The organism is Mesorhizobium cantuariense (genome assembly GCF_042647205.1).
GTDB classification, from domain to species: domain Bacteria; phylum Pseudomonadota; class Alphaproteobacteria; order Rhizobiales; family Rhizobiaceae; genus Mesorhizobium; species Mesorhizobium cantuariense.
In genome coordinates this window covers 3,328,457-3,340,999 of record NZ_JBHRVD010000001.1, presented here as the reverse complement: position 1 = coordinate 3,340,999, position 12,543 = coordinate 3,328,457, and the positions used below count along the sequence as shown (strand labels likewise).

14 protein-coding genes are annotated in these 12,543 nt (G+C 61.8%); 8 read left to right on the top strand and 6 right to left on the bottom strand.

Annotated features, from left to right (window positions below):
• Positions 1-54 precede the first annotated feature (54 nt).
• Complete coding sequence (locus tag ACFOJ9_RS16050; protein WP_378979784.1) at positions 55-693, top strand: chloramphenicol phosphotransferase CPT family protein; 639 nt, start codon at positions 55-57, stop codon at positions 691-693.
• A gap of 42 nt (positions 694-735) precedes the next feature.
• On the opposite strand, the gene ACFOJ9_RS16045 is transcribed toward ACFOJ9_RS16050, so the two are convergent.
• From ACFOJ9_RS16045 to ACFOJ9_RS16025, 5 genes are all read right to left on the bottom strand, one after another.
• Positions 736-1,878: a phosphatase PAP2 family protein gene (locus ACFOJ9_RS16045; RefSeq protein ID WP_378979782.1), complete on the bottom strand. Its 1,143-nt coding sequence runs from the start codon at positions 1,876-1,878 to the stop codon at positions 736-738.
• A gap of 142 nt (positions 1,879-2,020) precedes the next feature.
• Positions 2,021-2,452 (bottom strand): HIT family protein, encoded by a 432-nt coding sequence (locus ACFOJ9_RS16040; protein ID WP_378979780.1) that lies wholly within the window; start codon positions 2,450-2,452, stop codon positions 2,021-2,023.
• 99 nt (positions 2,453-2,551) lie between these two features.
• The gene (locus ACFOJ9_RS16035; RefSeq protein ID WP_378979779.1) at positions 2,552-3,766 is read right to left on the bottom strand and encodes a GNAT family N-acetyltransferase; all 1,215 of its coding nucleotides are present in this window, start codon (positions 3,764-3,766) and stop codon (positions 2,552-2,554) included.
• A 56-nt stretch (positions 3,767-3,822) separates the two neighbouring features.
• The gene (locus ACFOJ9_RS16030) at positions 3,823-4,551 is read right to left on the bottom strand and encodes a glycerophosphodiester phosphodiesterase (protein ID WP_378979777.1); all 729 of its coding nucleotides are present in this window, start codon (positions 4,549-4,551) and stop codon (positions 3,823-3,825) included.
• A 14-nt stretch (positions 4,552-4,565) separates the two neighbouring features.
• Positions 4,566-5,030 (bottom strand): RidA family protein, encoded by a 465-nt coding sequence (locus ACFOJ9_RS16025; protein WP_378979775.1) that lies wholly within the window; start codon positions 5,028-5,030, stop codon positions 4,566-4,568.
• 138 nt (positions 5,031-5,168) lie between these two features.
• Between ACFOJ9_RS16025 and ACFOJ9_RS16020 the strand changes: the two genes are divergently transcribed.
• From ACFOJ9_RS16020 to tsf, 5 genes are all read left to right on the top strand, one after another.
• Entirely contained in the window at positions 5,169-5,996 is an 828-nt protein-coding gene (locus ACFOJ9_RS16020; protein WP_378979774.1) for a cell envelope integrity EipB family protein, read from the top strand.
• A gap of 118 nt (positions 5,997-6,114) precedes the next feature.
• Positions 6,115-7,413 carry a hypothetical protein gene (locus ACFOJ9_RS16015; protein ID WP_378979772.1) on the top strand — a complete coding sequence of 433 codons (1,299 nt, stop codon included), beginning with the start codon at positions 6,115-6,117 and terminating at the stop codon, positions 7,411-7,413.
• 58 nt (positions 7,414-7,471) lie between these two features.
• Positions 7,472-7,750, top strand: a complete 279-nt coding sequence (locus tag ACFOJ9_RS16010) for a DUF4031 domain-containing protein (protein ID WP_378979770.1) — start codon at positions 7,472-7,474, stop codon at positions 7,748-7,750.
• Between the two features lie 203 nt (positions 7,751-7,953).
• Entirely contained in the window at positions 7,954-8,742 is a 789-nt protein-coding gene (rpsB, locus tag ACFOJ9_RS16005; protein ID WP_378979768.1) for a 30S ribosomal protein S2, read from the top strand.
• Between the two features lie 109 nt (positions 8,743-8,851).
• The gene (gene tsf, locus ACFOJ9_RS16000; RefSeq protein ID WP_378979766.1) at positions 8,852-9,772 is read left to right on the top strand and encodes a translation elongation factor Ts; all 921 of its coding nucleotides are present in this window, start codon (positions 8,852-8,854) and stop codon (positions 9,770-9,772) included.
• Between the two features lie 21 nt (positions 9,773-9,793).
• Here the strand turns inward: tsf and ACFOJ9_RS15995 are convergent, their stop codons facing one another.
• On the bottom strand, positions 9,794-10,720 hold the full coding sequence (locus ACFOJ9_RS15995; RefSeq protein WP_378979765.1) for a LysR family transcriptional regulator: 927 nt from the start codon (positions 10,718-10,720) through the stop codon (positions 9,794-9,796).
• Positions 10,721-10,836: 116 nt separating this feature from the next.
• Here ACFOJ9_RS15995 and ACFOJ9_RS15990 point away from each other — a divergent pair, with 116 nt between their 5' ends.
• Both ACFOJ9_RS15990 and ACFOJ9_RS15985 read left to right on the top strand, forming a co-directional pair.
• Positions 10,837-11,364 carry a nuclear transport factor 2 family protein gene (locus tag ACFOJ9_RS15990; protein ID WP_378979763.1) on the top strand — a complete coding sequence of 176 codons (528 nt, stop codon included), beginning with the start codon at positions 10,837-10,839 and terminating at the stop codon, positions 11,362-11,364.
• Between the two features lie 38 nt (positions 11,365-11,402).
• The gene (locus tag ACFOJ9_RS15985; RefSeq protein ID WP_378979761.1) at positions 11,403-12,512 is read left to right on the top strand and encodes an aldo/keto reductase; all 1,110 of its coding nucleotides are present in this window, start codon (positions 11,403-11,405) and stop codon (positions 12,510-12,512) included.
• The last annotated feature ends 31 nt before the right edge of the window (positions 12,513-12,543 follow it).

Sequence of the window (12,543 nt, the reverse complement as noted above, 5' to 3'; positions counted from 1 at the left end):
GAAAGTCGAAAAAGCCCCGGGAACGGGGCTTTTTTCATTGGAACGAGGGGAAGCATGGCCGGGCAGATCATCATCCTGAACGGTGCTCCGCGATCGGGAAAAACAAGCATCGCCAGGGCTATTCAGGAGAGTTTCGATGGCGTCTGGATCAATCTCGGCGTCGACGTTTACGAGCAGGCCACGCCGCAGCGCTATCGGCCTGGAATCGGATTACGGCCTGGCGGCGAGCGTCCGGACCTTGAGGGCCTGGTGCCCGGATTATATGCCGCTCTCTACGAATCGATCACCGCCCATAGCCGGCTGGGGCTGAGTGTCGTTGCGGATGTCGGCCATCATGATGCCTATTCGAAACCCCTCAACTGCCTCGTCGATTGCGCCCGCCGTCTCGCCGGCCTGCCGGTCTTGTTCGTGGGCGTTCGCTGTCCGATCGAGGTGATCCTGGAAAGGCGTGCTCGCAGCGCGGCGGAAAAAGGCTACGTGACTGGATCCCGCGACGATCCTGCGCCGCTGCCAGTCCGTCTGTGGCAGCACGCCGTGCACAATCCCGGCCTCTATGATCTGGAAGTCGACACCTCGCTTCTGAGCCCGGCGCAGTGCGCGGATGCGCTGCGCGAGCGGCTTCGGCAGGGGCCGCAACCGACAGCGTTTCAGAAACTATCCGATCCATCTCTCGCGGCTCGCGGGCCGCTTTGACCAGTACGGCGGGCGCAAGCGAACTCGTTCAGATTGTCGAGATTACGTCTGGAGGGGGCTGGTGGCCGCGGAAAAAGAGCGGTCGGATTCAGCGGCGGCGCGGTCTGGCGCGAAGCGGACCAGGAAACTTCCGCAGGCCTTCCAGATGACGGTCGCTATGAGCGCACCTGCATAGCCATCCAGGGCATAGTGCCAGCCAAGGACGACCGAGCCGACCATGATGATTGCGGCGAATGTCCACATCAGAACACCGGCCAGCCGAGAACGCCGTGTTGCATAGAGAGCGAACAGCACCGCCATCGCCACGTGCAGGGATGGGAAGGCAGATATGCCGACACCGCCGTTGGTCGCGCCGGTGTAGCCACCCCACAGCATGTCTTGCGTGCTGAGCGCCCAGATCGGATAGATGTGATCGGCGGCGGCGAGTGCTTGCATGAGAGGATGAAAGTCACCGCCGAGCCCCAGCCGCTCATAAAAACATGGCCCTGCCGACGACAGGCCCATCGCGAGGAAGAAGCCACCCAGTGTCCATATCAGCATGAAGCTCATCAGGAACTGATGACGCAGCCTCGTATCTTGGCGCGCGATGCAGACGGTGAAAACCATGGTGACAAGCACGATGAACCAGAAATTATAGGCGATGTTTAGCATTCTCAATGCAAGTGGCGACTGGACGATGAACCATAGCCATTCGTCGGGGGCTCGACCGAAGTGCAGGATCCGATCGGCGTGGGCCAGTGCCTTATCCCATGCAAATGGGGAAAGGATCGCGATGGCTCCCTTCAACACGCCGAAGGCGGATATGAAGGCAAGACTCGCGACCAGGCCGTTCAGGCTGTTGGCAATGCGTTCGGCGTCGCCAAAGAATTTACCCAATGATTTGAGGAAGGTGTGAAGCGGTTCGGTATCCCGCTTGACCAGCGCAAGGTGGAAAAGCGTCCCAAGTGCAAGGGCTGAGCCGCTGATCCAGAACGCGATGAAAAGGTACTGAGCATATTCCTTCAGCACGCCGAAATCCGGCATGTTTCCTGTGTGCCACCCGACCGCGCTTGCCAAAAGCAGGGCAGCGACAGCCATGCCGTGCAACAGCCGGTGCCGCCAGAAGGCAGCCGCCAGAGTGCCAAGAAGAACACGCCCGACTGCTGTCCCCGTCAGGGGGCTCGACGCCGCCGCCGAATTTTCCATGGTTTTGAAACCCCAAGAGTTCCCCGCGCTTTAGCGTTTACCGTGAGATGGTTCGATATTCCCTAACCAGACTATTAGAGTGCAAACTGTCGTGTCCGGCGCTGCACGCGACCGGTCCAGTACGTCGGCGGACTGTCGGGCTTCAACTTCCGAGCGCTGCCCGTATCTTTTCGGCGTTCTCGACCAGCACTTCCGGCTTCTCCATCCCGCCCGTGTGCGGCTTCAGCGGGATGCCGTCGAAGCGCGGGATGACATGCACGTGCAGATGATAGACGGTCTGCCCCGAGGCCGGTTCATTGAACTGCAGGATGGTGACGCCATCGGCGCCAAAGGCCTTTTTCACCGCCAGCGCCACTTTCTGAACCACTGTGAAAAGTGGATCGAAGGTTGACGGGTTTGCGTCGAGCAGGTTGCGCGACGGCGCCTTCGGCACCACGAGCGTATGGCCGGAGCCCTGCGGCATCACATCCATGAAGGCTATGACCGCTTCATCCTCGTAGACGCGGTGCGAAGGAATTTCGCCGCGCAGGATCTTTGCGAAAATGTTGTCGGTGTCATAGGCAGCCTCAGTCATGGCGAAAGCTCCGGATTGTGCCTTTCGTGTAGCGAAGCCGCGGAAAGTCGGCAAGACGATCGGGCGAAGTCGATCCTGCCCATCAGGGCCGCCCGGTTGCTACTCCTCAAGATCCTTGCGGAAAGGGGTGTGCTCTTCCAGATATTCGCTCATCCGCTCCACCTCGTGGCGCTCGCGCCTGAGATAGTCGGCGACGGCGTTGCGCAGGCCGGGGTGCGCAATGTAGTGCGCGGAATGCATGGTCACCGGCCGGTAGCCGCGCGCCAGCTTGTGCTCGCCCTGCGCGCCCGCCTCGACCACCTTCAGCTTGCGCTCGATGGCGAAGTCGATCGCCTGATGGTAGCAAACCTCGAAATGCAGGAAAGGATGATCCTCGATGCAGCCCCAGTTGCGGCCATAGAGTGCGTCGGAGCCGATGAAATTGATGGCGCCGGCAATATAGCGCCCGTTGCGACTGGCCATCACCAGCAGGATGTCATCGGCCATGCGTTCGCCGATCAGCGAAAAGAATTGGCGGTTGAGATAGGGCCGGCCCCATTTGCGGCTGCCGGTGTCCATGTAGAAGGCGAAGAAATCGTCCCAGGCCTTCTCGGTAAGATCCTTGCCGGTCAGTCGGTCGATCGAAATGCCTGGGGCAAGCGCTTCGCGCCTTTCCTTCTTCATCGCCTTGCGCTTGCGCGAGGCAAGGGTGGCGAGGAAGTCGTCATAGGTTGAAAAGCCTTCGTTGAAGAAATGGAATTGCTGGTCGGTGCGGTGCAGGAAACCCGCCGCCTCCAGCACCTCCACGTCGCTCTCCTGCGCGAAGGTGACATGCGCGGAAGAGACACCGAGTTTTTGCGTCACCGCTTTCAGACCTGCCGCGAGACCGGCCTTCACCGTGGCGCTGTCCTCACCCTTGGTGACCAGCAGGCGAGGCCCGGTGACCGGGGAGAACGGCACGGCACTTTGCAGTTTGGGGTAGTAGCGGCCACCGGCGCGCTCGAAGGCGTCCGACCAGCCATGATCGAACACATATTCGCCCTGGCTGTGCGATTTGAGATAGCAAGGAACCGCGCCGAGCAGTCTGCCTTGCGCGTTCTCCAACCTCAAATGATGGCCTTGCCAGCCGGTGCGCCGCACGGCGCAGCCGGACTCTTCTAGCGCGCTCAGGAAAGCGAATGAAACGAGTGGGTTGTAGCCGTTTTCTGCGTCGCCGCGCGTGGTCCCGCCAAAGCTGTTCCACTCATCGCAGGTGAAAGCGCCGATGCCAGCGGCGACGCGGATCGAATAGTCCGCATTTGCTGTCTGGCCATCGCCCTCGTCGCCTTGATCCATGAGGCTTATTTAAGCTCCGTCCGGCTTGGTACAAGTCACGTTTCAGACACTCGACTTCAGGCGACTTTGACCAGATCGGGTTCAAAGCCCTCGAAGGTCATCTGGTCGGCATATCTAAAGGTCAGGTCGACCGCGGGCTGGTCATGCACGGTCCAGGTGATGACAGGCATTTTCAGCTTTTCCCGCACGAAGCTGACGAACCGGTTCGGCAGGTCGCCGGCGGCATAGGAGGTGAAGGCGATGTCGTGCGCCAGCATGGAGAAATGCGCCTCGATCAGCTTGACGTCCCTGCCATAGGCGGTCAGTCCGCCCGGAATGCCTGGCGCATCCTTCGGGAAATCGCGGACCAGCCAGTGATCGAACGACATGATCGCGGCTTTGCCCTTGTAGCGCTTGAGCATCTTGCCGACGCTTGCCACCAAGCCTTCGTCATAGCCGGGCACGCCTTTCAGTTCGACGACCAATGGCACGCGGCCGTCGATCAGGTCGAGCGCTTCCTGCAGCGTCGGCACATGGTCCGCCGTGCCGCCGACCTTGAACGACGCCAGTTCCGCCGCGGTGCGCTGCCAGACGAAGCCGTCCCGGCCGGTCAGGCGCTTGAGATCGCCATCATGGAAGATGACGGGAACGCGGTCGGACGACAGATGCACGTCGCATTCGATCGCATAGCCGCGCTCGGCAGCCGCGGCAAAAGCGGAAAGCGTGTTTTCCCAGCGCGTCTTGTTCATGTCGTGGAAGCCGCGATGGGCGACGGGCCGGGCGGTCAGCCAGGATAGGTCGGTCATAATTGTCCCCTGGCTCATTCGACTTCGAAGATGGCTTCGATTTCCACTGCGGCATTAAGCGGCAGGCAGGCGGAGCCGACGGCGGAACGGGCATGCTTGCCGCGCTCGCCAAGGGCCGCGACCAGGAAATCGGAGGCGCCGTTGGCAACCAGATGCTGCTCGACGAACTCAGGCGTCGAGGCGACGAAAACGGTGATCTTCACCAAGCGGCGGATCTTCTCGAGGTCGCCGAGCGCTGCCTTGGCCTGCGCCAGGATGTTGATCGCGCAGTACTTTGCGGCGTCCTTGCCGCTTGCCGTGTCGACATCGCGGCCAAGCAGCCCGCTCGCCTGCAGCTTGCCGTCCTTGAGCGGCAATTGCCCGGCGGTGAACAGCAGATTGCCGGTCCTGCAATAGGGCACGTAGTTGGCGGCGGGCGCGGCGGCGACAGGAAGCGTCACGCCCAGATCGCTTAGCCGCTTTTCGATTGTTTCACTCATGGTATTTCCCTATTGCTTGGTGACGCCGCGCTGGCCGGGCCGAAATTGCTATTTTTGCCTCGCTTCCGCCATGACTTTTTTTAAGCTGGACCATCTTTCCCTGCGGCCTGCCATCAGTCGCGACGATCGGAGTACCTCATGCGCGCAACGCGCCTCGCATTCCATGCCGTCCTGCTGTCGGGGGTTTTGTCGATAGGCCCTGCGTTTGCCGCACCAGCGCTGCAAGCCCATCGTGCCGTCTACGACCTTACCCTGAAGAAGGCTTCCGATCAGTCCGGCATCACAGGCATATCCGGCCGCATGGTCTATGAGTTCAACGGCTCGGCCTGCGAAGGCTATACGGTGAAATTCCGCTTCGTCACCCAGATCGTCACTGCCGACAACACCAGGCTGACGGATCAGCAGACGACCACTTTCGAGGACGCCGAAGGCAAGACTTTTTCATTCGTGACGAAATCCTTCGTCGACCAGAACCTCGACAAGGAGGTCAAGGGCGTCGCCACGAAGCAGACCAAGGGCCTGAAGGTCGATATCGACAAGCCTGAAAAGAACAGCGTCGAGCTCGCTGCCACGCAATTTCCGACCCAGCATCTGGTCGAACTGATCGGCAAGGCCGAAAAGGGCGAGAACTTCTACGAAACCAACCTGTTCGACGGTTCCGAAGACGCCAACAAGGTGCTGACCACCACTGTCGTCGTCGGCAAGAAAACCGAGGCCGATAAGGCCGACCCGGAGGCTTCGGCGCTGGCGAAGCTCGCCACCGACAAATACTGGCCGGTCGACATCGCCTATTTCGACGGCACCGATAAGACAGGCGAAGAGGTGCCGGAATACCGCATCAGCTTCAAGCTGCACGAGAACGGCATCACCCGCGATCTCGTCATGGACTATGGCGACTTCTCGATGACCGGCAAGCTGGTCAACTTGTCGCTGTTCGACCAGACAAAACCCTGCCCGACGAAATAGTGCATCAGCGGGTAGGTTGATTGACCACGAGAAGCCGTGTTCGTGGCGAACGACTTGAACGTGCCGCAATCGCGTCTCAACCTCTGACCCCAGCGTCCAGGCGCAAGGGGGAAGCAGCTTGAGCAAGATCGATGTCTTCGTGGCGCCGCGGCCCAATCCTGTACTGATCAGGGCCATGACATCCGTCAACCGGATCGTCATGCTGCACGGCATTCCAGGGTTACGTGATCTGTTGCCGTTCAACCGCCTGGCCGGTTTGCGCGGCGTCGCCAATGTCCGTCACATCGACTTTCCCGACGCTGATCTCGAGCGGCTGAAGGCCAGTTGCGGGGCAGGGAAGGCGACCTTCATCACGCCCAACCATCCCGAGTTCTTCACCGACTGGATGATCGACAAGGAGATCGTGTCGCAGGTCAGCCCGCTTACGGCCTCATGGGCGACGAACGGTGTCGTCAACGGTCTTGGCCGGCTGATGCAGAAATTCTGGCTGGCCAACAATCTGATCGCCCAGATTCCCGGCAACAGCGGGGCAGCCAAGGAACACTCCGTTGCCTGGGCCTTGAAAGGTCACGGCGTGCTGCTGCATCCCGAAGGCGGCGTCGGCTGGCATGCCAACATCGTTGCACCATTGCTGCCGGGTGCCGTCGAGATGGGACTTGAGGCCCTCAAGCGCGGTCGAGCCACGGATCCGGATTTCAAGGTCTGGATCACGCCTGTCGTCTGGAAGCTTGCCTTCATCAGGAATGTTGAGGCCGCGCTGGCGAAGGAATGCGCCTATGTCGAGAAAAGCCTGAAAATAGAACGCCACGCGACCGACACGCTGCCGCAGCGCATCCACCATATCTATTCGACGCTGCTGGCCCGCGACGAAGCCACATGGGGCATGCCGTCCGACGACGGCGCGACATATGCCGAGCGCCAGCAGGCGTTGGTCACCGAGCTCGGCCGCCGGCTCGGCGAAAGCATCTCATCCGACGCTGCCATCACCGACACCACCGAGCTTCTGCGGCGGGCGCGTCGCTGGCAGCGCGAAAACACCGGCGATGCGGAAGGGCAAAAGCAGGTCCGCACGCTCGCCGACGCGGTCCAGAGGCTGCAACGCGTTGGGTCTTGGGCCTCGGCCAACCCGCGCATCACCCAGGAGGAGATCGCCGAACACCTGAAGCGTATCCGCAACGACTATTGCCGGGGCGGACTGCGTGACACGATGAACCGGTTCATTCCGCAACCGGCCGGGCCGCGTTGCGCCCACATCCGGGTGCCTGATCCACTCGGCCTGCATGAGCATACGGGCTCGATCGACGATGCGGTTGCCGAGTTGCACCGTCGCATGCAGGAAGCCATCACCAGCACCGTGACCGAGCTTGCAGCCAAAGGCAGCTTCATTTTCTATCCGAATCCATTCTATCGTCACTGACATCCGGACGGGCCATAGGCCGACTGTCGTGACGGATGGAAGGCAGACAGCAAGTTTCATGGCAGTCTATGTCGACGCAGCGATCTGGAACTGGGCCGGCCATCGCTGGTGCCATCTGTTGGCCGACGACACCGACGAGTTGCATCGCTTTGCCTTACAGCTCGGTATCAAGCGCTCATCCTATCAGGGGCCGCCCAAGACATCGGCGCCGCATTATGACATAACCGGCTTCGAGCGCGACCGAGCGGTGCGGCTCGGCGCCATCGAATGCAGCCGCGAGGAGATCGTCGCGATCTTCCGGCGGGTGCGGGTGCGGAACGGGAAGATAAAGCGCTGACGCCAAGGCGCGGATCGCCGCATACCGCACCACAGATCCCGCGGCGCTTGCGTTTGTCGCGCATCCCCTCTATATGCGCGCTCATTCCACACACGGACTTTGGTGTCTGCCCGGGAGAAATCCGGCTGAAACCTCCGGTGGCGTTCGAGGACAAAGTCCAAAAATGCCTGTGTCCGTGGAGGCTAACCGGAAAGGAACTTTGAATGGCACTGCCTGATTTCAGCATGCGCCAGCTTTTGGAAGCTGGCATTCACTTCGGCCACCAGACCCACCGCTGGAACCCGAAAATGGCGCCTTACATCTATGGCGCTCGCAACAACATCCACATTATCGACCTCAGCCAAACGGTGCCTTTGCTGCACCAGGCGCTGAAGCAGGTTTCCGACACGGTTGCCAAGGGCGGCCGCGTGCTGTTCGTCGGCACCAAGCGCCAGGCGTCCGACATCGTCGCCGATGCGGCACAGCGTTCGGCTCAGTACTATGTCAACTCGCGTTGGCTCGGCGGCATGCTGACCAACTGGAAGACGATCTCGAACTCGATCCAGCGCCTGCGCAAGCTCGACGAGATGCTGGCCGGCGAGGCGCAAGGGTTGACCAAGAAGGAGCGTCTCAACCTCGACCGCGAGCGCGAGAAGCTCGATAAGGCGCTGGGCGGCATCAAGGACATGGGCTCGACGCCCGACCTGATGTTCGTCATCGACACCAACAAGGAAGCGATCGCCATCCTCGAGGCCAAGCGTCTCGGCATCCCGGTCGTCGCCATCATCGATTCGAACTGCGATCCGGACAAGATCGACTTCCCGATCCCTGGCAATGACGACGCGGCCCGCGCCATCCAGCTCTATTGCGACCTGATCGCCAAGGCTGCGATCGATGGCATCGCCCGCCAGCAGGGCGCGCTCGGCGTCGACGTCGGCGCTTCGGTCGAAGCTCCGGTCGAGCCAGCGCTCGATCCGGCTCCGGCCCCGGCGTCGGAAGCCCCCGAAGCTTGATAATCGAAGGCCGGTTGCGGCCTTCATCTTTCTCATATTTTGGCACGCTAAACAGACGCACCATCGAATACCGATGGTGCGTCGGTGCATTTAAAACAAAGAGGCGACAATGAGCATTTCGGCTGCACAGGTCAAAGAACTCCGCGACTTGACCGGCGCGGGCATGATGGATTGCAAGGCGGCGTTGACCGAGACCAACGGCAACATGGAAGAGGCCGTCGACTGGCTGCGCAAGAAGGGGATTTCCAAGGCCGACAAGAAGGCAGGTCGCACCGCCGCTGAAGGTCTGATCGGCGTCGACAACGGGGTGCGCGAAGCTGCCGTCGTGGAAGTCAATTCCGAGACCGACTTCGTTGCCCGCAATGCCGCGTTTCAGGAAATCGTCGCCAAGGTTGCCAAGGTTGCCCTGGCCTATGGTACGACTGAGGCTGTAGCCGCCGCAAAGTATCCGGGTTCCGACAAGTCGGTTGCCGACACCATCAAGGACGCCGTCGGCACCATCGGCGAAAACATGAGCTTCCGTCGTTCCGCGAAGCTCACCGTTCCGCACGGCGCTGTCGCCACCTACGTCCACAACGCGGTGGCCGATGGTCTCGGCAAGCTCGGTGTTTTGGTTGCGATCGAGACGACCGGCAACGAGCATGCAGCCAATGCGTTTGCCCGTCAGGTTGCCATGCATGTCGCGGCCACCAGCCCGATGGCGCTGACCACCGAGGAATTGGATCCGGCGGCTATCGAGCGCGAGAAGGCGATCTTCTCCGACCAGGCGCGTCAGTCCGGCAAGCCGGAAGCGATCATTGAGAAGATGGTCGAGGGCCGCCTGCGTAAGTTCTACGAAGAGGTCGTGCTCCTGAAGCAGGCTTTCGTGCTCAATCCCGACATCACTGTCGAGAAGGCGCTGAAGGATGCCGAGAAGGAGATCGGGGCGCCGGCCAAGATCACCGCCTATCTGCGCTTCGCGCTGGGCGAGGGTATCGAGAAGGAAGAGACCGACTTCGCCGCGGAAGTCGCGGCTGCGGTCAAGAAATAGCCCCTTCCGGGGCTAACGAACTCAGGCAAATCGGCCGGGTGTCCGCAGGGACGCCCGGCCGATTTCTTGTGCGGTGTCGATGAAGGCCCTGAGCTTCGGTGCCATCGCAGCCCGGCGCGGAAAATAGAGGAATAGCCCCGGCTCCTCGATCGCCGTCTGCGGCAGCACCTGAACAAGGCGGCCGGCGGCAAGATCGGCGCGCGCCAGCGGCTCGAACATATAGGCGAGCCCGACGCCTGCAAGCGCAAGGTCGATTGCCGCGAGCGAATCCGTCACGACAACGCTGCCCCGCGTCTCCATGGCGATGTCCTTGCCATCCTCGATCAGATCCCAGCGATAGAGTGCGCCGGAGCGGACAAGCCGGTAGCCAATACAATTGTGGTTCGCCAGGTCGGCAACGCTGCCGGGACGGCCGCGCCTTCCGATATAGGCGGGCGAAGCGACGATGACGACGGAGAATGGCGGCGTCAGCCGGACCGCAACCATGTCCTGAGCGATCATCTCGCCAAGCCGGATGCCGGCATCGAAACCTTCGCCGACGATATCCACCAGACCCTGGTCAGCGAAGACCTCGACCGTAACCTCCGGATAGCGCTCGGCCATCGCCGCGACGACCGGCGTCACCGCCAAAGGTATCGCGACGTTAGAGGCGTTGATCCTGAGCAGGCCAGACGGCCTGCCTTTGACGCTGCGAATACGGTCTAGCCGCTCGGCGATATCCTGGAGGGCAGGGGCCGCCGTTTCCACCAGCGCCTTGCCGGCCTCGGTGAGCGAAACGCTGCGCGTCGTGCGTGCGAACAGGGGCTGGCCGATCCGCTCTTCGACAATGCGCACCGCATGGCTGACCGCCGAAGGGCTCATGCCGAGTTCGGCAGCCGCAAGCGCGAAGCCGCCGCGCCGGGCAACGGCGACCACGACAGGGAGATGGCTGAGCAGATCGCGATCCATTCATGAATGATATCGCATGGTCTTTGCGAACAATGCAATCTTATCGATGCCAAGGCAGCAGTCCACATTGTCGCCAACACATCGGCGATCGGCTGATGGCATCGAGGAGACGAGACATGAATGCGTTAAAGCACGTAACTTTCGCGGCAGGCATGGCGTTGGCGCCGATCGACGCCGGCGGGGCGGAACCATCCGACTGGCAGGCGCTCTCAGCCGAACACGCCGTCATCCGCATCGCCGATGCCATCGACCGTGCCGTCGACGCCCAGGACTGGAAGCTTGCACGCAGCTATTTCGCGGATCGGGTCACTGCCGACTTCAGCAGTCTCTCCGGACAGCCTGCGGCCAATATCGCCTCCGACGATCTGATCGGCGCCTGGGCGGCCAACCTCAAGGGCAGCAAGACAAGCCTGCATCTGCGCACCAATCACCAGGTCGTTCTCGACACGGACACGGCGACTGTCCTGTCGAACGGCTATGCCTGGAACCGGATGGAAGGCAATGGCGACCCGCTCTGGGAAGTCTGGGGCACCTATGGGCATCACTTGACGCGTTCCGCCGGTGGCTGGAAGGTCGATGGCTTCACGTTCCGCATGACGCATGAGCGCGGCAATCCCTGGGTCAAGACGACCCCGGGCCAGTGACGCATCGGGCATCCATCACCAAGCATTGGAAGACGATCATGACCATGACCTATTACACTCTTGGCAACAGCGGCCTCAGGGTCAGCCGGCTGGCCCTGGGCACGATGACTTTCGGCAAGGAATGGGGTTGGGGAGCGGACAGGGACACGGCGCGGGCGATTTTCGACGCCTATGTCGAGGCGGGCGGCAATTTCTTCGACACGGCAGACCTCTACACCGGCGGCACGGCCGAAGCCTGGCTTGGCGAATTCATTGCCGAGCGCGGGCTGCGCGACATGGCGGTAATCGCCAGCAAGTTCACCATGAACATGCAACCCGGCAATCCGAATGCTGGCGGCAACGGCCGCAAGAACATCATGCGGGCCGTCGATGCTTCGCTGAAGCGGTTGGGCACCGATTATATCGATCTCTATCTCATGCATGTCTGGGACAGGCTGACGCCGGCCGAAGAGGTCATGCGCACGCTGGACGACCTGGTGCGGATGGGCAAGGTGCGCCATGTCGGCCTGTCCGATGTGCCGGCCTGGTACGCGGGCCGGGCACAGGCGATCGCCGAGTTGCGCGGATATGAGCCGGTTTCGGCGCTGCAGCTCGAATACTCATTGGTCGAACGCGCGATCGAGAACGAATTCGTGCCATTCGGCACGCGCCACGGCGCCGGCATCATGGTCTGGAGCCCGCTGGCCAGCGGTTTGCTGAGCGGCAAATATCGACCGGTCCAGGCCGGAAACACCGGCCGGCTGGACGGGTTTCGCAACTCCACGCATCCGGGCTTCCAGAAGTTCACGGAGCGCAACTGGGCCGTCGTGGCCGAACTCGAGAAGGTCGCATCCGAGCTCGGCCGCAGCATGCCCCAGGTCGCTCTCAACTGGGCGGCGACGCAGTCGGGCATCGCCACCGTCATCCTCGGTGCGACGACGCTCAACCAAATGCAGGACAATCTTGGCGCGCTGGATTTCGAGATTCCCGCGGGGCTTCGCGACCGGCTGGAGGAGGTCAGCAGAACTCCAGCGCCGTTTCCCTATTCCTATTTCGGCTCGCATATACAGGGGCGCGTTGCCGGCGGCGCGACAACCGGCGACAAGCCCTCCGGCTACGCGTCGCCGGTGCTCATCGAAGGAGAGCCGGCCAGCGTGTCCACCAGTTGATCGATCGGGCAGGACACCCACGAATTTGCCG